The sequence below is a fragment of the Bacillus sp. JJ1533 genome (genome assembly GCF_036965045.1).
GTDB lineage: Bacteria > Bacillota > Bacilli > Bacillales > Bacillaceae_L > Ferdinandcohnia.
On sequence record NZ_JBALOV010000002.1, the window covers coordinates 12,397 to 32,129 of the forward strand.

Annotated in this window: 20 protein-coding genes; 9 read left to right on the plus strand and 11 right to left on the minus strand. The window is 38.2% G+C overall.

Annotation, left to right across the window (positions count from 1 at the left end; genetic code table 11):
• Positions 1–7 precede the first annotated feature (7 nt).
• Positions 8–1,129: a radical SAM/CxCxxxxC motif protein YfkAB gene (gene yfkAB / locus V7138_RS00580; RefSeq protein ID WP_335393254.1), complete on the minus strand. Its 1,122-nt coding sequence runs from the start codon at positions 1,127–1,129 to the stop codon at positions 8–10.
• A gap of 131 nt (positions 1,130–1,260) precedes the next feature.
• On the opposite strand from yfkAB, the gene V7138_RS00585 reads away from it, so the two are divergent.
• Entirely contained in the window at positions 1,261–1,449 is a 189-nt protein-coding gene (locus V7138_RS00585) for an SE1561 family protein (protein ID WP_335393256.1), read from the plus strand.
• Between the two features lie 38 nt (positions 1,450–1,487).
• Here V7138_RS00585 and V7138_RS00590 read toward each other — a convergent pair whose 3' ends face one another.
• On the minus strand, positions 1,488–2,678 hold the full coding sequence (locus V7138_RS00590; protein WP_335393258.1) for a DUF4317 domain-containing protein: 1,191 nt from the start codon (positions 2,676–2,678) through the stop codon (positions 1,488–1,490).
• A gap of 142 nt (positions 2,679–2,820) precedes the next feature.
• On the opposite strand from V7138_RS00590, the gene V7138_RS00595 reads away from it, so the two are divergent.
• The 3 genes from V7138_RS00595 to pdaA all read left to right on the plus strand — a co-directional run bounded on the left by V7138_RS00595 (position 2,821) and on the right by pdaA (position 7,394).
• Entirely contained in the window at positions 2,821–4,068 is a 1,248-nt protein-coding gene (locus tag V7138_RS00595) for an MFS transporter (RefSeq protein ID WP_438824298.1), read from the plus strand.
• Between the two features lie 68 nt (positions 4,069–4,136).
• Positions 4,137–5,672 (plus strand): fumarate hydratase, encoded by a 1,536-nt coding sequence (locus V7138_RS00600; protein WP_335393262.1) that lies wholly within the window; start codon positions 4,137–4,139, stop codon positions 5,670–5,672.
• 942 nt (positions 5,673–6,614) lie between these two features.
• Positions 6,615–7,394, plus strand: coding sequence for a delta-lactam-biosynthetic de-N-acetylase (gene pdaA, locus V7138_RS00605; RefSeq protein WP_438824299.1), 780 nt, complete (start codon positions 6,615–6,617; stop codon positions 7,392–7,394).
• A 157-nt stretch (positions 7,395–7,551) separates the two neighbouring features.
• Here the strand turns inward: pdaA and V7138_RS00610 are convergent, their stop codons facing one another.
• Together V7138_RS00610 and V7138_RS00615 are read right to left on the minus strand one after the other, a co-directional pair.
• Positions 7,552–8,127 (minus strand): lysozyme inhibitor LprI family protein, encoded by a 576-nt coding sequence (locus V7138_RS00610; RefSeq protein ID WP_335393264.1) that lies wholly within the window; start codon positions 8,125–8,127, stop codon positions 7,552–7,554.
• 89 nt (positions 8,128–8,216) lie between these two features.
• Positions 8,217–8,729, minus strand: a complete 513-nt coding sequence (locus V7138_RS00615) for a DUF2269 domain-containing protein (protein WP_335393266.1) — start codon at positions 8,727–8,729, stop codon at positions 8,217–8,219.
• A 171-nt stretch (positions 8,730–8,900) separates the two neighbouring features.
• Between V7138_RS00615 and V7138_RS00620 the strand changes: the two genes are divergently transcribed.
• The 5 genes from V7138_RS00620 to rlmD all read left to right on the plus strand — a co-directional run bounded on the left by V7138_RS00620 (position 8,901) and on the right by rlmD (position 12,314).
• Positions 8,901–9,224 (plus strand): DMT family transporter, encoded by a 324-nt coding sequence (locus V7138_RS00620; protein WP_335393268.1) that lies wholly within the window; start codon positions 8,901–8,903, stop codon positions 9,222–9,224.
• The gene (locus V7138_RS00625; protein ID WP_335393270.1) at positions 9,225–9,581 is read left to right on the plus strand and encodes a DMT family transporter; all 357 of its coding nucleotides are present in this window, start codon (positions 9,225–9,227) and stop codon (positions 9,579–9,581) included. It abuts the gene before it with no gap.
• A gap of 57 nt (positions 9,582–9,638) precedes the next feature.
• Positions 9,639–9,950 (plus strand): cupin domain-containing protein, encoded by a 312-nt coding sequence (locus V7138_RS00630; protein WP_335393272.1) that lies wholly within the window; start codon positions 9,639–9,641, stop codon positions 9,948–9,950.
• Between the two features lie 89 nt (positions 9,951–10,039).
• Positions 10,040–10,906: a DNA-3-methyladenine glycosylase family protein gene (locus V7138_RS00635; RefSeq protein WP_335393274.1), complete on the plus strand. Its 867-nt coding sequence runs from the start codon at positions 10,040–10,042 to the stop codon at positions 10,904–10,906.
• 13 nt (positions 10,907–10,919) lie between these two features.
• Positions 10,920–12,314 carry a 23S rRNA (uracil(1939)-C(5))-methyltransferase RlmD gene (gene rlmD / locus V7138_RS00640; protein ID WP_335393276.1) on the plus strand — a complete coding sequence of 465 codons (1,395 nt, stop codon included), beginning with the start codon at positions 10,920–10,922 and terminating at the stop codon, positions 12,312–12,314.
• Here rlmD and V7138_RS00645 read toward each other — a convergent pair.
• From V7138_RS00645 to V7138_RS00675, 7 genes are all read right to left on the minus strand, one after another.
• On the minus strand, positions 12,311–13,789 hold the full coding sequence (locus V7138_RS00645) for a recombinase family protein (RefSeq protein ID WP_335393278.1): 1,479 nt from the start codon (positions 13,787–13,789) through the stop codon (positions 12,311–12,313). The two genes, rlmD and V7138_RS00645, sit on opposite strands and share 4 nt — an antisense overlap.
• A 234-nt stretch (positions 13,790–14,023) precedes the next feature.
• A complete protein-coding gene (locus V7138_RS00650) occupies positions 14,024–14,152 on the minus strand; it encodes a hypothetical protein (protein WP_335393280.1) in 129 nt (42 codons plus the stop codon).
• Complete coding sequence (locus tag V7138_RS00655; RefSeq protein WP_335393282.1) at positions 14,145–14,957, minus strand: hypothetical protein; 813 nt, start codon at positions 14,955–14,957, stop codon at positions 14,145–14,147. Before V7138_RS00655 ends, V7138_RS00650 begins: the two co-directional genes overlap by 8 nt.
• Before the next feature lie 28 nt (positions 14,958–14,985).
• A complete protein-coding gene (locus tag V7138_RS00660; protein WP_335393284.1) occupies positions 14,986–16,593 on the minus strand; it encodes an ATP-binding protein in 1,608 nt (535 codons plus the stop codon).
• On the minus strand, positions 16,571–17,965 hold the full coding sequence (locus tag V7138_RS00665) for an SIR2 family protein (RefSeq protein WP_335393286.1): 1,395 nt from the start codon (positions 17,963–17,965) through the stop codon (positions 16,571–16,573). Before V7138_RS00665 ends, V7138_RS00660 begins: the two co-directional genes overlap by 23 nt.
• 12 nt (positions 17,966–17,977) lie before the next feature.
• The gene (locus tag V7138_RS00670; protein WP_335393288.1) at positions 17,978–18,298 is read right to left on the minus strand and encodes a hypothetical protein; all 321 of its coding nucleotides are present in this window, start codon (positions 18,296–18,298) and stop codon (positions 17,978–17,980) included.
• A gap of 31 nt (positions 18,299–18,329) precedes the next feature.
• A complete protein-coding gene (locus V7138_RS00675) occupies positions 18,330–19,688 on the minus strand; it encodes a competence protein CoiA family protein (protein WP_335393290.1) in 1,359 nt (452 codons plus the stop codon).
• Between the last annotated feature and the right edge of the window lie 45 nt (positions 19,689–19,733).

Consider the following 19,733-nt stretch of genomic DNA (forward strand, 5'->3'; position numbering starts at 1 on the left):
GAATTTTTCATATGTTTGCATGTCGTTTTGTGAAGTCTTCCTTTTTGTAATACGCATTTTTTACAAGAATATTTGGACCTAGGCATTTTACCGCAGGACAATGACAGCTAATTTCCTTTGCTATTTTTGTTTCAGACCAATTGTCATATGCATCCTGAAGTGATGTTGTTTGAATGTTGCCAAGTGAAGGAGTATCACCAAAGTCAGTCACGATTATATCTCCATTGAATATATTCACATTGAGTCGGGAACGACCATCAGGATCATTGCGCACCGTCACATTTTTACTTGAATAAAGTCTTTTAAGTAATGTAAGATCATCCTCATTGTTGCTGCATGCATAAAACGGCAATGTTCCAAATAACATCCATACATCCTCATGGCGAATATCAAGAAGATGATGAATCGCACTCCGGATTTCTTTGAGTGACAACACCTCAAGATTGCTTGCAAAATCACTTGGGTACATTGGGTGCACCTCGTGTCTTCCACACTCCATTTCCTCGACAATTTGTTTGTGAATTGTCTCCAAATGGGGAAGAGTCCGTTTGTTCAACATGGTTTCAGCCGCCACCATTACACCAGCTCTTGATAAAGCTTTACTATTTTCAATTATCCGCTGGAAATAACGTTCGCGCTGCTCGTAAGATGGCTTTTTCTCCATCATGGCAAATCCGCCCTCTACAAAATCATCGACCGTACCCCAGTTATGTGAAATATGAAGCACATCTAAATATGGAATGATTTTTTCATATCGTGCCAGGTCAAGTGTGAGATTCGAGTTGATTTGAGTACGAACCCCTCTATCATGGGCATACTTAAGAAGAGGGACCACATAATTGTCCACAGATTTAGTCGAAAGCATCGGCTCGCCGCCAGTAATGCTTAAGGATCGAAGTTTTGGAATCTCATCAAGGCGCTTAAGCAAAAGCTCAATAGGTAAGCCTTTAGGATCCTTTGGCTGTAGGGTGTAGCCAACCGCGCAATGCTCACATCTCATGTTGCAGAGATAGGTTGTTGTAAATTCAATATTTGTCAGTTGCATTGAGCCATATTGCTCAACATCTAAATAAGCCTCCCAAGGGTCATGTGCGGGAGATATTCGAATGGAAGATTGTAATTTTGTCATTATGTACTCCTTTTTACGGATTTGTTAACCACAAATCACCATAAGGCATTGTATTGAAAAGAATAATAGTTGTCAATGCAGATACATTTTTATAAGATAGAAAAGATTGAAAACGAAAGGAACGTTGTAATTTGGGAAATGCGATACATGATAAAGACTCACAAATATCCTATTTAAAAAACCGACTAAATATGTTTTTAGAGGTAATTGATTCGATGGATCCTGAATCCACTGATTTAGAGGACATCGACCGGCTCATCGAGATGCTTGATGACCTTGAAGGTAAGTATGAAATATTTAAGAAGGATTGGAAGGAATAAAAAACAGTGGATTTCAAATTGAAATCCACTGTTTAGCTTTAAAGGGAACCAGTAGAGCTGTCCCCTGGATTGTTCGTTTCCAGCGTTAAGCCTTCAACGACGACGTCCTCGTCAATCTCAAGTAACAAACTACGTTTGCCTTGGAACATGATGTATTTTACATGCCTCAAGTCTTTTGGACTCAATGTAAGTTTGGCAACCTTTGTGTTAATCTTGATTGATTTTGGCACGAGATTGGCTGCTTTGAATTCATGACGCTCATCATCAATGACACTTTTAAAAGCATGTTCCACCTTAGCAGTGTCCACATTTTCGACGCCACTTACCTTCAAGATACGCTCGACATCTTGATAGTTAATCATTGGTGGTTCGCTTTCTTCTTTTTCCTCTTCTTCTTTTTCTTGAACGAAGCGGTCGATTTCCTCATAGACGTTCGAAATCACCTCAGATTCCACTCTTTCCCCAATGACATTTTTCAGGATCATCTCAAAGCCGATCTTATCATCTTCCGCCGTCATGATATCTTCACAATTCAATACATCGGAAATGAAGGAATAACTTGGCTCATTCGCCTTCCCAGAAGCATAAAGAATATGATTCACATCGGCTGCATTGTCAGTAAAGGCTGGAAAAAGGAAACCTGTTAACGGAGCCGTCAGGTTAATAACAGGGTCCAGCACCGTATTCGACTTGAATGTTCTTTCAATATAATCAAAAACCAAAGTCTTTTTCGGTTGATCAATTTTGTTTAAAGTGCACAGAATCAGTGGGCTGAAATAAACCTCATCTGAGCCGCCTTCTTCTGATTCAGGGTCACGCTTTCGAGTTGGCTTGCGATAATGTGCACGGATAAATGTAACCACTGTGTCAAACTCATAAACCTTAGTACCATACATTTTCTCCACGATTTGTAGCATTTGCTCAATCCAGTCTTCAGTATCTTCCATCTGAAGCCCATCGTATAGAAGGTCACGTGTACTATTCTCAACATCATGCTGAAACTTCAACTCAAATAGCTTCGTATCTAGCTGCCCAGCTAATGTTTTTTTAAAGTTATCTAAAAATAGCTCCTGAGCTTCTTGCTCTAACAGTTCGAACGGCTGACAAATATGGTGATATATTTCATTGGATTCTTTTTTCACATACACATTGAAAATTTCTTTGATGTTTAAGTATTGGTTATTTAGCTTAAATTGCTTGCGGATGTTTGCGATGTCTTTTTTATTCATTGATCTCAACTCCCATTTTTTGATTATACATGTATGAGTTCAAAATTGTAATGATTGATTTTTTACCAGGTGTATGAGCACTACCAAGCCACAAACCCATATACATAACATAAAAAGCAAACAGGGGTAGATATCAGTGGGCATGCAAACAAGTAAATTTAGATGGGTTATTTTTGCTTCGGTTTTATTTACATATGTCGTGATGTCAAGCCAACGAACCGCACCCGGTCTCATTACAGACCAACTGATGACCGATTTTCAAGTCACTGCGACCACAATAGGCCTACTAACAAGCATCCAATTTTTGGTATACACAGGTCTGCAAATGCCAATGGGAATCCTGGCAGACCGTTATGGACCTAATTTTTTCCTGATATTTGGTGCCATCTTAACAGGGGTGGGAACAATTATCTATAGCCTCGGAACTCATGAGTTAATCCTCTTTTTGGCAAGAATCCTAACAGGAATAGGGGATGCGACCATTTGGGTTAATTTAGTTCTTATTCTAAGCAGATGGTTTAATGAAAAAGAATTCACCAGGCTTATTGGTGTTGCGGGAATGACTGGGAGCCTCGGTTTCCTAATGGCGACTGTGCCTTTTTCTGCATTGATTGTCTTACTGGGGTGGCGGGGAGCCTTTCTTTCAGGGGGAATTCTCCTCTGTTTATGCGGGGTGTTTCTTTATTTTGTACTTGTAAAAAAGCCAAACCATCCAATAATCGAGAAAAAAGAAGTCCAGCGTGAAAAAACATCGGTATTGCTGGCTCGAATTTTTTCAAGTCGACAAGCATGGGCTTTGTTTCTTTGTCACTTTGGGCTAGTTGGAGGGTATTTAGGATTTATTGGTTCATGGGCAGTGCCATACGGAATTGATATTTACGGGATGACTCGATTGGGGGCAAGCCAGCTAATTATGTTTAGTTTAATAGGAGCACTACTTGGTGCGCCTATAATCGGTTGGGTTTCAAGTCGAATAGGCATGATCAAACGGCCATATCTCTTTTTTCATCTTGTTACTGTTATTTGTTGGGCGACCTTCCTTTTATTTCGAGAGGGCCCGCCATTATTCTTGCTCACTTGCCTTTTCTTTATCATCGGATTTGCGTTTGGTTCCAACTCCTTAACCTTTGCTGTTGTTCGTAAGACTTTTCCGACTAGTGAATCCGGTATGGTGTCAGGGTTCGCAAATACAGGTGGATTTTTAAGCGCAGTCCTGTTGCCCGCCATTTTTGGATTTGTCTTAGACCATTCTACAATCGGATACTATTTCGGTTTTGTCATTCCTTTGATTTTTTCAATCGCTGGGCTAATTGGGGTGAACTTAATAAATGAAAAAGATCATATAAAAACTGGAATCGTTTGCAAATCCCTTTCCGAAAAAAACTTCTAGGAGTATAATGAAAATTGTGATTATAGTATGTGTATAAAAATGGGGATGTAAGGGAAAGGGGAATACAGATGGATAAGCTACAACAAAGCATGTACAAGTTAATTGTAGAGACATCAACAAGACTTCCAAAGGATGTACGTAGAGCGGTTGCTCGTGCAAAAGCGAGTGAGAGTGCGGGTACTCGTGCTGCTATGTCTCTTTCAACAATCACCAATAATATTTCAATGGCAGACGTAAACGTATCACCAATCTGTCAGGATACTGGTCTACCTACATTTAAAGTGAAAACTCCTGTTGGTGTGAACCAATTAAAAATTAAAGCCGCTATTCGCGAAGCGATTATCGAAGCTACAAAAGACGGAAAGTTACGTCCAAACGCGGTTGATTCATTAACTGGTAAAAACAGCGGGGACAACCTTGGTGAAGGTGTACCGGTTATTAAGTTTGAACAATGGGAAGAAGATTACATCGATGTTCGCCTCATTTTAAAAGGCGGCGGTTGTGAAAATAAAAACATTCAATATAGCTTACCATGTGAATTAGAAGGACTTGGTCGCGCGGGTCGTGACTTGGACGGAATTCGTAAGTGTATCATGCATTCTGTATACCAAGCACAAGGACAAGGCTGCAGTGCTGGATTCATCGGTGTTGGAATTGGTGGGGACCGTACTTCTGGCTACGAGCTAGCGAAAGAACAGCTATTTCGTTCAGTTGAGGATGTAAATCCAAACGAAGACCTTCGTAAGCTTGAAGAATACGTCATGGAAAATGCAAATAAGCTTGGAATCGGAACAATGGGCTTCGGCGGCGAAACAACTCTACTTGGTTGTAAAGTTGGCGTTATGCACCGTATCCCTGCAAGTTTCTTCGTATCTGTCGCGTACAACTGTTGGGCATATCGCCGTCTAGGTGTTACTCTTGACGCTGAAACAGGTGACATCAAAGATTGGTTATACCAAGATGGGGAAGAAATCGACTTCTCGAAAGAACAAGAAGAAGTCCAAGAAGTAAAATCAGAAACTCGCGAAGTTGTGCTTCAAGCACCAATCACTGAAGAACAAATTCGTGAACTTAAAGTTGGAGATGTGGTGCGAATCAATGGTCGCATGTACACAGGCCGTGACGCTATCCATAAGCACCTTTCTGAAAATGATGCACCAGTTGATCTAGATGGCCAAATCATCTACCACTGTGGTCCGGTCATGTTGAAGGATGAAGATGGCAACTGGCACGTGAAAGCTGCTGGCCCAACAACAAGTATTCGTGAGGAGCCTTACCAAGGCGATATCATGAAGAAATTCGGGATCCGCGCAGTTATCGGTAAAGGCGGAATGGGACCTAAGACACTAGCTGCACTTAAAGAGCATGGTGGAGTCTACTTAAATGCGATTGGTGGAGCTGCCCAGTACTATGCAGATTGCATTAAGTCTGTTGATGGCGTTGACCTCATGCAGTTCGGAATCCCTGAAGCAATGTGGCATTTAAATGTAGAAGGCTTCACAGCCGTTGTCACAATGGACTCACATGGCAACAGCCTGCATGAGGATGTTGACAAATCTTCATTAGAAAAACTAGAACAATTCAAAGAGCGTGTATTTGCTTAAAAATGTTGTGGCCCGTTACGTCTATGCGTAGCGGGTTTTTATGTGGGTGGATTTTTAGCTGCTTTGGGGTTAGGGCACAATAATTGAAAGTTAGGGAAGAATTATTTAATCTAGGGCAAATATAAGTGAAGATAGGGCAATTTTAAGTTAGGTAACAAATATGGAAATGGCATCAGTCAAGTCAGAGTTCATAAGCTGTAATTTTATCAAAAACGACCAAACAAACTAAAAATGGACTAACTTAAAGGTTTTGAGAATCATACTAACTCCAAATTTAGAAAGAGCATGTTAGTAAAGAGCATTTTAAACTACAAGATTTTAGGGAAATGCCCGGAGCGTGTATGGTAAGATTGGTCTTTCGGTACAAGCTCAGAGTAGAAATCCTCAAGCATGTAGGTCAAGCCGCGTCTTGCGGTACAAGCTCGAGTCAAAATCCTCTAAGCATGTAGGTCAAGCCGTGTCTTGCAGTACAAGCCCAAGGTGAAAATTCGCCAGCATGTAGGTCAACGCTCGTCTCGCGGTACAAGCTCAGGGCAAAAAATCTCAAGCATGTAGGTCAAGCCGTTTCTTGCGGTACAAGCCCAAGGTGAAAATTCGCCAGCATGTAGGTCAAGCCTCGTCTCGTGGTACAAGCTCATTGCAAAAATTCACTAGCATGTAGGTTAAGCCTCATCTAGTGGTACATGCTCAATCCAAAAATCCCGCAGCATGCCAGTCAAGATACACTATTCCAGTTAAAGTTCCAATCAAAATCCGACCAACACTTCCTTCACCCCAATATCTCGCCCACAACCCACCAAATTTTATTCCTCCTCCAAACAAAATCTTTTTGGTAATCTCTTCCCTGCATGAACTCCCTAAATGTGGTAAAAACTAACTCTACTACTAACGGAGTTTTAGGAGGTTTTACTTTTGAAAAGGCTTTGTGGCATACTTCTTCTTTTGACTGTTACCTTTTCAGTGACTGGGGCCCAACAGGTGTCTGCAGCATATTCAAACGCCCCTATTCATTGGGGCTTTAAAAAGAGCAAAAATCATGAACCCGCCTCAGCAGGGGAAGAGTATGATAAACTACTCGCAAAATATGGCGCATTCTATATTGGGGATACGACGAAAAAAAACATCTACCTGACCTTCGACAATGGCTATGAAAATGGCTATACAGAAAAAGTCTTGGATGTGTTAAAAGAGAAGAAAGTTCCTGCGACATTCTTTGTGACGGGGCACTATTTAAAAGATCAGGCTGACCTTGTCAAACGAATGGCGAAGGAAGGGCATATCGTTGGTAATCATTCCTGGTATCATCCGGATTTAACAAGGGTAAGTGATGAGCGGCTCCGAAAAGAATTAGATTCCGTTCGGGAGGAAACCAAAAGGCTCACTGGGCAGGATGTTACTTATCTTCGTCCACCGCGAGGTATTTTCAGTGAACGAACCTTAGCTTTATCCAATAATCTTGGCTATCAAAGTGTATTCTGGTCGCTGGCATTCGTTGACTGGCATATCAACAACCAACGAGGGTGGGAGTATGCCTACAATAACATTATGAGACAAATTCATCCGGGGGCAATTCTTTTGTTACATACCGTATCGAGAGATAATGCGGAAGCGCTTGGAAAGGCAATCGATGACCTACGAAAAGAAGGTTATACCTTCCAAAGCTTAGACCAGCTCATGGCGGAAAAAACCATTAGAGAAGAGCTATTATTCGATTTAGATTAAACAAAAAGGACTTAGAGTCACGACTTCTAAGTCCTTAGTTTCAATGTCTAGCTCCAGGCGCCAACAGCTCTCTGGTCTTAGCAAATCGCTTCGGAAGGCAGAAAGCACTTCTGTCAGCGTCCGTCTTATGCTTGTTACGCGTCTTGCGCTTTTCTTGTTACATATATTTTTCAACCAATTCATAGCATCTTTCTTTGGTGACCCGTGCTTGAGTGTTTACTTTTACTAAAGCCTCCATGGTGCCGCCTTCGTATTGAGCTGCTTCTTCACTGGTTATTTTATATTTCTCTTTGATCCAACCACGTTGTTCTTCTCGTAACTTATCCATTTCATCAGTTGGAAGCTGTTTCTCTAATTCTTTCCAAATTTTATTTAGTTCGTCGTCCCAAATCTTATAGGTTTCTGCTGCGATTTCTTCCATTTCGATTTGTGTTTCACCCTCAGGCTTGTTTTCAATCTCTTCTTCAAGTGCAGTGAGTTCATTTAAATATTGTACCTTCAGAGGACTACTTTCAGCTGTCACTTCGGCGCTCGTGTCTTGAGTCTCGGTATCCACCTTTTCATCTGAAGTCTCTTCTTCTGGAGCCTCAACCTTCTCATTTGCTTTTTCAGATTCTGTCTCAGATTCCGTGCTTTTAGCTGGTTCTTCTGGCTGAGAGCTAGTCTCCTCATCTTTATTTCCACAGGCAGCCAACACTACCAACAAAAGTGTTAACAGTAAAAACTTTTTCATTGCAAAAACTCCTTGTCTAATTGTTCTTATGTAAAACAACGATATCATATCTTCAAATTATATCCTAAAAATGAGAAAAGAGCTGTAGGTCAGCTCTTTTTCGGTGTTACTTTTTTCTTCCGCCACGGTTTTATGAAGGAAATAATGAAAATAAAAATGGTAACGACGATCTGAAAATAGACCGCATATTGTCTTATGATGTGGTTCTGAATGAATTCAGGGTTAGTCAAGGCTAATTCTCGTTGAGTTTCCAGCAACTCCATATTGGTTACCATTAGCTTGTCTATAATAAAAATCCCGACAAATGTTTGGATCATATAGAGTACGAATTTCACGCCAACCCATCGATGCTTGAAAAATCCCCAGTTTGTAAAGAATCCATAGATGAGCCCCACTAATAAAGTACCAATTGCACCCCATCGAACGATATTATCACTGATGATTACAATATTTTTATATCCCAGGTAGGACTCACTAAATTCAGTAAAATCAAGATGAAGATTTAATGCGAGTGAGCTCAAAATACCTCCGAAAAATAATACCACTAGAAAAACGTGGATAATTTTTAACCATTTCATCCCTTTTGGTCCAATCTTTTTCACGTTTCAATACCTCCTAATATCTGAACAACAAAACTCATTTTACTCTTAGGAGAATCATAAAAAAATGTGCTACAGATGTAATTTTTGATACAACTGAGGTCCTATTATTCCGCAAACTTGAAATAGAAGGTAGAATGGAGAAAGGTAGTCTTTAGATGGGAGGAATACACCATGAACGCAAACATCCTTTTAATTATCGCCATTATTAGCGAAGTATTCGGCAGCTCGCTGCTTAAGGCAACAGATGGCTTTAAAAAGTTCCTGCCCTCAGTGGGAGTCATGATCGGGTATGGTCTAGCATTCTATGCATTATCACTAACATTAACAAAATTACCGCTCGGATTGGCGTATGCAATCTGGGCTGGAGTGGGGACAGCACTTACCGCATTAGTCGGAATCATTATCTATAAAGAACATGTCGATATGAAAAAAATTCTCGGATTTCTGTTAATCATAGGTGGCGTCATTTTACTCAATATAGGAGGGGGTCATTAGATGAAGGGATATCTCGTATTATCCATTTCAATTATTTGTGAGGTCTTTGCAACCGCGATGCTAAAAATGTCTGATGGCTTTACCGTATTTTTCCCCTCGGTGGGTGTCATCGTAGGATACGGACTTGCGTTTTATTGCCTATCCATATGCTTAAAAACACTTCCACTGAGTTTGGCCTATGCGATATGGTCTGGAGTAGGTACAGCACTAACAGCTATGATTGGTGCGCTTGTGTGGGAAGAGGTTTTTAGTGCTCTAAAACTAGCAGGCATTGTCTTAATAATCGGTGGTGTAGTTTTACTAAACTCCTCCAAAAGTACAGAAGAAATGGAGCACTCAAAAGTAAAGGCGCTTTAAAAAGAGCTCAAATCCCCCTATAATTGTAAGGGAATACATAATAAGGGGGAGTAAGGCATGGTTGGAGAATGGGAAAACGCAGAACCAGGGGTAAAACGAAAAATATTCCCACCGGGAGAATCAGTGATGATGATGGAGGTCCATTTTGAAAAAGATGCGGAAGGCTATCAACACAGCCATCCACATGAGCAGCTTACTTACGTCATGAAAGGAATTTTCCAATTCACTATCGAAGGGGAACAAACGACGGTGTCCCAAGGAGAAACCATTTTTATTCCAGGAAACCATAAACATGGAGTCGTTGCGTTAGAGGAAGGTATTTTACTAGATACCTTTACACCGCTTCGTGACGATCTTTTAAACAAATAAACGGAATAATCCTCTTGCTTGCAGGGGGATTTTTTTTGCGCTCAAATGGTATAATGTGTACTAACACTTATGAAGTGAGGTTGGTTTCCATGTGGGAGAAAACAGTGATTGTTCAGTCTCCATATGATTTTGATCGTGTCTTAGACAGGCTTTCAATAAATCCACTTATTAATCTAAATAAAGACGAACGTTTCGTGAAAGTACCGTTATATTTTAAAAATGAACCTTTGGTTGTCACGGTAAAAGCAACAGGGACAACGGATGGGCCAAGTTTTGTAGTCACAGGGTCTCAAAAGGATTCAATGGAATATGCGTTGCAGCACGTGTCTCATATTTTTCAATGGGACGTATCGTTGAAGGAGATCCAAGACCATTTTTTACAAACAGACCTTCGAGATATTTTCATAGAGCATCGCGGAACGCCATTGATATTGGATTTCGATCCGTATTTTTGCTTGATGAAGTGTATCATCCATCAGCAGCTCAATATGACATTTGCCTATACACTGACATCAAGGTTTGTGACCACATTCGGCGAAGAAATCGAAGGAACATGGATCCATCCTCGACCTGAGAAGATAGCTGAGTTGTCTGTTTCAGACTTAAGAGAGTTGCAATTCAGTGGCCGGAAGGCGGAATATATCATTGATACGTCGAGACTGATCGCCTCTGGTGAGATAACTCTTACGGATCTTCATGCCAAAACCGATGAAGAGGTCATGGACACGCTCGTAAAAATCCGCGGAATTGGAAAATGGACCGCAGAAAATTTTCTTTTATTCGCATTGGGACGACCAAATCTCTTCCCGATGGCAGATATCGGAATCCAAAATGCCATCAAAAAATTATACAATCTTGAAAAAAAGCCAACCTATGAACAAATGGAAGAATACAGCAAGCCATGGGAGCCATACTTAAGCTATGCCTCCTTGTATTTATGGCGAAGCATCGAATAGAAAGTTGTGTGTAATGATGAAACAACAAAAAGAAAACCAAGCAAAATTACAAGTGGGACAAACCTTTCCGCTTACAATAAAAAGACTCGGAATCAACGGAGAAGGCGTGGGCTATTTTAAAAGGCAGGTCGTCTTTGTACCAGGGGCGTTACCTGGTGAAGAGGTAGTTGTCGAAGCAACAAAGGTTCACCCGAAATTCTCCGAGGGGCGGATTAAAAAAATCCGCAAAAAATCAGAGCACAGGGTGAAACCACCATGCCCAATTTACGATTTATGTGGCGGTTGCCAGCTGCAGCATTTAGACTATCGTCAACAATTAAATGAGAAGCGGGACATTGTCGTCCAAGCCTTTGAACGATATAGCAAAACACCTATTGAAAAGCTCAATATAAAAGACACGATTGGCATGGAAAACCCGTGGAACTACCGGAACAAAAGCCAGTTCCAGGTAGGAATGGACAAGACAAAAGTGATTGCAGGACTTTATGGCCTAAACTCTCACAAACTGATTGATATCGCGGACTGCATGATTCAGCATCCAGCGACAAGCAAGGTCACGCAAACCGTCAAAATGATCCTTCAGGACCTGAAAATATCAATCTATAACGAGAGAAATCGAAAAGGACTTGTCCGAACTATCGTCACAAGAGTCGGCGTTCAGTCGGGAGAAGTACAGCTCGTCTTAATTACAGCGGGGAAAGAAATCCCACGAAAAAGCTTATTAATCGAAGAAATCACAAAACGTTTACCTGAAGTGAAATCAATTATCCAAAACATCAATGGACAAAAAACATCACTCATTTTTGGAGACGAATCGATTCATTTACACGGAAGTGAGGTTATTCAAGAAACCCTTGGAGACCTTTCATTCGAGCTATCTGCTCGTGCATTCTTCCAGCTAAACCCAGAGCAAACCGTCAAATTATATGATGAAGTAAAAAAAGCGGCTCAATTAACAGGCAAGGAAAAAATCGTTGATGCGTACTGCGGAGTCGGAACGATTGGGTTATGGCTTGCAGACGGCGCAGCAGAAATCCGCGGAATCGAAATCATCCCAGAAGCCATCGAAGACGCAAGAAAGAACGCCCAAAAACACGGCTTTGAGAATGCCACCTACGCAGTAGGAAAAGCTGAAAAACTCCTACCAAAATGGGTGAATGAAGGCTGGCGTCCAGACGTCATCGTCGTCGACCCACCACGAACAGGATGCGACGATCAATTCTTACAAACTGTGTTGAAAGTTAAGCCGAAGAAGATGGTGTATGTGTCATGTAACCCATCGACTTTAGCGAAGGATATTCAAGTGTTGTCGAAGCTTTACCGGGTTGAGTATGTTCAGCCTGTTGATATGTTTCCGCATACGGCGCATGTTGAATGTGTGTCGCAGATAGTTTTGAGGGAAAATTAACCGGGTAAAATTGAAAATCGATAAGTAATCGTAGGAATACCGTTATTATCTACCTCAATGCGCTCAACAAAGTGATGGAGTATTTCCTCCGTTACTTCATGAAGCGGTAAAAAGCTGGTAATGGTATTCCTAAGGTTTTCAATACGTCCTAAAAATTCATCATGTCGGAGTGAAGCTTCAAGCCCACTCCTTTTAATATTTAATTCATTTATCCGTTCTTGATTTTCATCAGCAACTTCTCGATATTCTTCATGGGTGATTTGTTTTTCCGCAAGCATTTCAAGGTATCGTTTCTTTTTTTCCTTTGAAAGGTTAATTTCCTCATCAATTTTGTTTAACGTTTGCTCGACTTGTTTTTGTTTCTTTTGAGATTCTGCCGCAAGGTTTTTCAAATATTCCTTATCATTTATAACCAGAGCCATGTTATTAATGTCGAGAAGGATTTTTTCCTTTAAGTCCTTTTCTATTATTGTTCTTTGTGTGCAAGCAATTTTTCCATGACGAGCATAACTGCCGCAAATGTAGCCGGCACGATTTTGCCTATACCACATACCAGCTCCACAATCAGAACAATATAGGACATTGGTAAATAGATGCTTTTTTACCTTCGTATAATACTTCTTGCGACTTTTCATTAGCTCTTGTACGGTATCAAAGGTTTCTCGTGAAATTATTGCCGGGTGTGTATTTCTTACAACAATTTGGTTCTCTTCTGGAATACTGTGCCTGGACTGGGAGGTGACACTTCTTGTCGTCTCCCTTCCTTGGACTAAATCACCTGTATAATGCGGATTACTTAGGATTTTTTTAATAGTTGAACCGTGCCAAAAACGACCTGCATTACTCTTCCGTGCTACCTGAGAGGGTGTTGGGTACCCCTTTTTAGAAAGAGAACGAGCAATGGAATCGAAACCCCTTCCACTTAAATATAAATCGAAAATGCTCTTAACAACTTCAGGCGTATTATCAGCTGCAAGAACAAGCTTCTTATCAACTACCTTATATCCGTAGGGAGCATTTGAACCATGAAAATCTCCTCTTTTGGCATTTGTATTTAGAGCAGCTTTAATACGTTCAGAAGTACGCTGTGATTCCTGTTCATAGACCCAAGCATACAAGCCGAACATATGAATATTACCCTCAAGTGAATTAATCGCATTGTCAAAGGTGATGATGTGAATGTTATGCTTTTCGGCAATATCCTTAATTTCATATGAAAGCTTACCATTCCTTGCTAGTCGAGAAAGTTCCTTTGAGAGGATGACATCGAACTTATGCTGCTTTGCGTCCTCAATCAATTGCCGCAAGTTTTCCCGCTTTTTATCTTTTGTACCTGATTCCACATCAATATAAAAACGAAACAAATCCCATCCTTTCTCCACGATTATGTTGTAAAAGAACCGCTGCTGATTATCAAGAGACGTTTTCTGCTCTTCTTTATCCGTCGATACACGAATGTATACTGCGCATTTCAATCATCTCAACTCCAATATAAAATGTTGAGATGTAGTAATGTTTACCTGGGTACTAATATTGTCATTTTTTATGTAAATAAAACATGTCGGTTATTGAGGATGCGCTAAGTTGAAAAATATCCACATAATAAGACCAACTTATTATTTCAAGTTGGTCTTTATGGATTGTCCCAATTGATGGAGTAAAAACATTATCTTATCTGATGTTCAGCCAGTAGAGGCATTTAATAATCATTAACCATTATTATTCTTTTTTTTGTTTGCTGGCAAAATTGGTGGCTTTGCTGGTGGTCTTTGAGTACCTTCAGAGAAATGATGTTTCGTAGCATTTTGGCTTTGTTTACTTTCTTTTTCTTTACTCATTTATATCTACCTCTTCTACTTGATTATTATTAATAGAGTCTATTAATTCATACAAAGCTGATTGGTCAATTTCATTAATTACTATTTTAGCTTCTATGTCAAAAAAACGACGTAGTATTGGGAGGGTTTTACCTTCAAGTAAACCATCTTCTTCAGTTAATTCCTTAAACCCTTTAATAAATTCTTCCCATGAATCCGTCTCCTCAATAATAAGTTGAAATTTCGAACTAGAAGATGCAGGTGCATAAGTAATGGAACCATAGAATTTGTCATTTGGAGCATCTATAAAATATATTTCTGCTACTAAGGGATATTCGCCGTCATTATTAGCAATTTGCGAACTGTGATGTAAACTAAAAAACTTATGGAATGCTGATGTATCATCCGATAACTTAGCAAAGTTTCTTCGTTTTCTCAATGAATTAATAAATTTAAGGAAATATTTGTAAACATATCCAGATGAAAAAGATACTAAGAAGCAAGACACAACGATTGTAATAATAAAATAAAAGACAAATACAAAACTTTCAATGTTTTTCATTAAATCCTTAACATTGACTACTAAATTTATTCCAAGCTTAGAAAAGTTGATATCAACGCTCTTAAGAAATAAATCTGTAAGCAAATATAGTAAATCAAAAAAAACAACACTAAGTATGACTGATGGAACCCATAGTATAGCTGATAATGCTAGTAACTCCGTTTGTTCCTTTTTTTCATTATTGCTTATACCTAATTTTTGCATAAGTATATAAGTAAGTATTCCAGGTATTCCAAGAACAATAAAACCAAATAAATTATCCATTAATTGAAACTCCAATTGTTTAAGTATTCTACATCTGCACCAACCAAGAACCTATTACTTGAGGGTCTTCACTTCTAGGAACTGGAGATGCAGTAGCTATTTTTACGATATCTGTATAACCAAAAGCCTCACCAAATACAATAGCGTATTGTTTTTCTAAGCCAGGGACAAATTTTATTAGCTCCTGATTATTGCTTGTTAAGTTTCGGTTAATAAATTCTATATCCATTTTGTTTGTTATCCTATGGACAATGAATGAATTTAATTGAGAAATAATAGATTTCGTTAACTCGGATGGTCTTTGACTTGAAATGATTAAACTAATGCCAAATTTCCTTCCTTCACGAGCTAACCGCTCTATGTAGTAGGTTCCTAATTTAAATTCATCTTTTTCTTCTTCATTAATATAGCGGTGAGCTTCTTCAAAAAGTATTACTATACTGTTAATGGTTTGTGTTCTCCTATTATTCACTGCCCACTCATACACTAATTTCGAAAATAAAAACATCACAACATCAAGCTCATCTTTTTCGAAATCAGCTTCAATTAAAATAATTTCTTCATCGGATTCCATTATTTCTTCGATTGTATTGCTAGTCCCATCTTTCCATTCAATAATAGAAAAAATTCTTTGGTCATCAGAGATTGTCTGAATTCTATTTAGCATGGTAGAGCACCAATTAAACCACTGGCTAGCCTTAAAGTTATCAAATTCTCCAGTATCATTTCCATCTCTATCTTTCTTCTTGGCAGTATTCCAAAGATATCTGTTAATTTCTTGATGGAGGTCGGAAAATAAAAACTTGCGCTGCCCTACTGAATCACTCTTGCTTCTGAGTGATTTGATACAATTTTTTAGTATAGGTGCTTGTACACCTAGGCTTGCTCCGAGAAATCGAAAATACTCAGTAAAACTCAAATGGTAGTGTGGTAAATTAAGTTCCTCTTTTCTAATTTTCTTTACAGAAAAATCTGTCCCCTGAAATGCCTGTTCATATTCATCATTTGAATCAAAAATAATTACTTTAGGTTTTGCCTCTACTTTGTTTCCTTCTCTATCAGTTAGTCTTCTTTTCAACCCCTGAATAACAGAAGCTACTGTACAGCTTTTCCCAGTACCTGTATTCCCGAACACCCCCATATGTTTACCGAAAAGGATATCTGGATTTGCTGAAATATTCATTTGATTATCTTCATAGCTAATCCCAATCTGTAATTGATATTTGGAGTTCACACGGACAACAGATTGATACATAAGTCGATTTATTGAAAACACTTCGCTCCCGATTATAGGAAATGTGTTTATTCCGGAATCGAAACTATGTAAAAAGTCGTCATAGATTCCAACAAAAGTAGCTTCTAATATAAATGAATCTTGGTGTTGAATGAAGATGTCTTCCTGATTCAGTGTGTTTTTATCAAAAATTTTTGTTATCCTAGCAACAATCTTCTTACCATTAGGTAAAACGCTATAAATCATCTTATTTATTGAAACAACGTAATCGTTTATACCGTACTTTAAAACTAGTTTATTAGCGACATCATTCTCCATTATTTCAATGTGAATGGTTAATCCTTCTATTTTGATTATTTTTCCAATTTTTACATCTCCATCATACATAGCTAACCATCTCACTTTTTAATCTCTTAAGTGTTTCAAGAATTACCTTATCCGAATTATCAACATTTGGATAAGGAACTAAATAACTCGTAATATATTGAAAGTCCCCTAAGAAATTACCAAAGAAAATCGTTATTCTAGAATCTTCTTGGCTTCTTTCGATTAATCCCTTAAGAAACGGAGATATGTTCTCATCTGATTTTGTTGAATAAGAAAAAATAATTAGATTGAAGTCAGGGTTAGATAAAGCATTTGTAATAATATCATTGACATGTTCATCCAGAAAACTGTATCCCATTACTAACAATGTAGAGTTTGGCTTATTACAAAATTCAATAAATTGCCTGAACATTTCACTATATGGTAAATCTAGTGAATATGTTTTTTTGGATTGTACTGGATAAATTATACAATCAGGGATAGTGATGTCGTTAACTTCCTCAGATAGTTTATTAAAATTATATTGTGTTTCAGATATACCATAAGGGGGCTTGTCATTATCGAATATCCAGGATAAGGAACCATGCAATTTAAATAAATTTATCCCTTTTGTAAAAGATTTTCCCCCGTCAGAATATTGAAGATGTGTATCCAAATGAAATGAAGCAGGGTTAAAAGACCGATAGTGAAAACCTACAAACCCATTATTCACATGGATTCCCAGCTCTTCCGCAGTTTTTTCAATTAATAAATCATAATTTAGAGTGAATAAATTGACTTTTTTTATTTTTGAACCTCTTGACACTAGTTTTTTTAAAAATGTTTTATGAAGGTGATTAATCTTATAATCGACTGTTAGAACAAAGTTTTTAATAAAAACTCTTTTAAAATTTTCCACTAATGTATCTAGTTGATTATTGATTGTAGTATCTTGAAGTACATTTTGATAGTATGATAGCATTTCATACAGTGCATCTAATGCTTGTTCGGGGCGCTTCTTTGCTAAAGTATGTATTACAGTTTCTAGTTCACTTTGATTGTTGACTGGCTCTGTAAATTTAAATCCTTCCAAAAGTAAACTATGTTCATTTTTTTCATTTGTATTTATTGCCTTTGAACCGGCATATAATGAACAACCATTACTCATCAGTACATGCAAATTTTCGCTTTGAAGGTATTTATTTAAAATATCGTTTCTAATAATTTGTGTTTTTTTCTTAAGTAATTCTCTTATTTTTTCTATAACTTTGTCATCTGTGTTGATGGGTCTTTCTTTAAAAAAGTCACGATAGAAGTAGCCCTGAATAATATCTACTAAATATTTATGAAACCCATTGTATTCTTCCTCGGAAATCTGTTCTAATTGCTCTTTCTTAAAAAACTCAAGAATTTCTTCCTTTTCAAACTTAATCGAATGGTTAATTTGGTTAAATATATATTCGTGCATTACTAAGCCTCCTTATTGTGCTCTAATAAATATTTTGTATTTTCCGTCGTTGAATGCATATCCCTCATTAATTAATATCGGCACAACATATGACGCTATCGCTGTTTTTGTAACATTCGCCATCAACCATTCACCTAAGCTATTTTTCGGAGGATTGGCTCTAGAAGCACCAATCGCCAATGTATGTCCATCAAACTTTTCGAGAAGTGTAGAATAATGACTGCCGGCTACTTTTACCTTCCAACCATCTCCAAAATAAATAGTAGTGCCTTCCTTTATTGAACCTTCATAATTGAATGGCTTTTGTTTTACTAAGGTACATAGTTCTTTCATTGGTATTCACCCCGTCAATTTAGAGACCTCTTTATTTGTTTCGGGTCGAAATGAAATTTTGCAGAACTGTTCTTAATTCACCAAATGTTTTACATTCATGCTTCACAAACAAATCCCAGACAACATCTGAATTTTTGTAACCAATCACGGGCATGAACGTGGTCCATAATTCCATTTGTTGTGACTGGGTTAAACCGATTCGTTTTTTTAGAAGCAACTTAAGGCTATCATAAGAAGATACTCTCATTGTTTCTTGGTTACTGTTTAATTTTTGCTCAGATATTTGCTTTAGGATTTTTCGGCGCTGCTCCTCTTGTTCCAACCTTTGCTGCATCAATTGCTGCTTTTTAAACTCCTCTTGCTCCAACCTTTGCTGCATTAATTTTTGCCGTTTTTCTTCCTCTTGCTGCTGCCGTTCTTTTTCAATTCTTTGTTGCTCATAAAAATCGAATTGTAGCTGCTTGAATTTTTGAATAAATTCATTTTGGTACTGAGCTTCTAGTGTGGGGTTGCTCAAAAGGAATTCATTTTTTATTAGAACCGCATCAGAAAATGGAATTTCATATCCATCCCCTAGAAGGAATGCCCGGTAAGGCTTTATAAGACGGTCTTTTAAGAACCGTTGGACTTTGACTACAATTCTGTCTTCGTTAGAATAAATGTAATACATGCTTCGAACATCAATTGCAATGTTTTCCGTTGATACAGGATAATTAAAATATTTAAAAAACATTGTGTCCTTCATAAGGGAAGCAAGTAAAGAATCCCATTCTCTATCTTGATTTGTTTTTGCCGCAATTGTTAATTCCGCATCCCATAACACTATGGAATTTTTTTCTCTTTCAATTGCTTGTTCCTTCTTTTCTACAAACCAAATAGGTTCCATACCTTGTTCCAGAAAGTATTGATGCCTTTTACTGATTGTATTTGAAAGTTTATTATCAACTAACGAATTTACGTTGGTAATCACTGAAAGTGCAAATTCCCTATCGGCAACCTTTACCCAAATATCCGGAAATTCTTTCAAGTCAGGTTTTGCCCTGAAGCCATAGTCGACCTTTATCATTTTATTATTCTTAGCCTGATTCGATATTTCATCATGGAGAATAGCTTGTATTGCATTATGGATTTTTGTTTCCCTTTCAATCTGCCTACTATACCTTTTCTCTGCCTGGTCTATTTTTCTGGATTCTTCACAAGCCTCTGAATGCTGATGTGAAAAATATATTCCTTTCGTATCGCCATATTTGACTATTAGTTTGGCTTTACAATGGGGGCATTGGAAAAGGTCTTTATCAGCTAACTTCTTAAAATTATTCACTTCTTCTTTGGTTGTAGAATATGGAAGCCTATATAATTCGTTATCAATTACATGCAGCGCCTCTCTCAAGAATCTTCACCTCTGTTGTATTCTATTTAATAGATGTTCCAATTT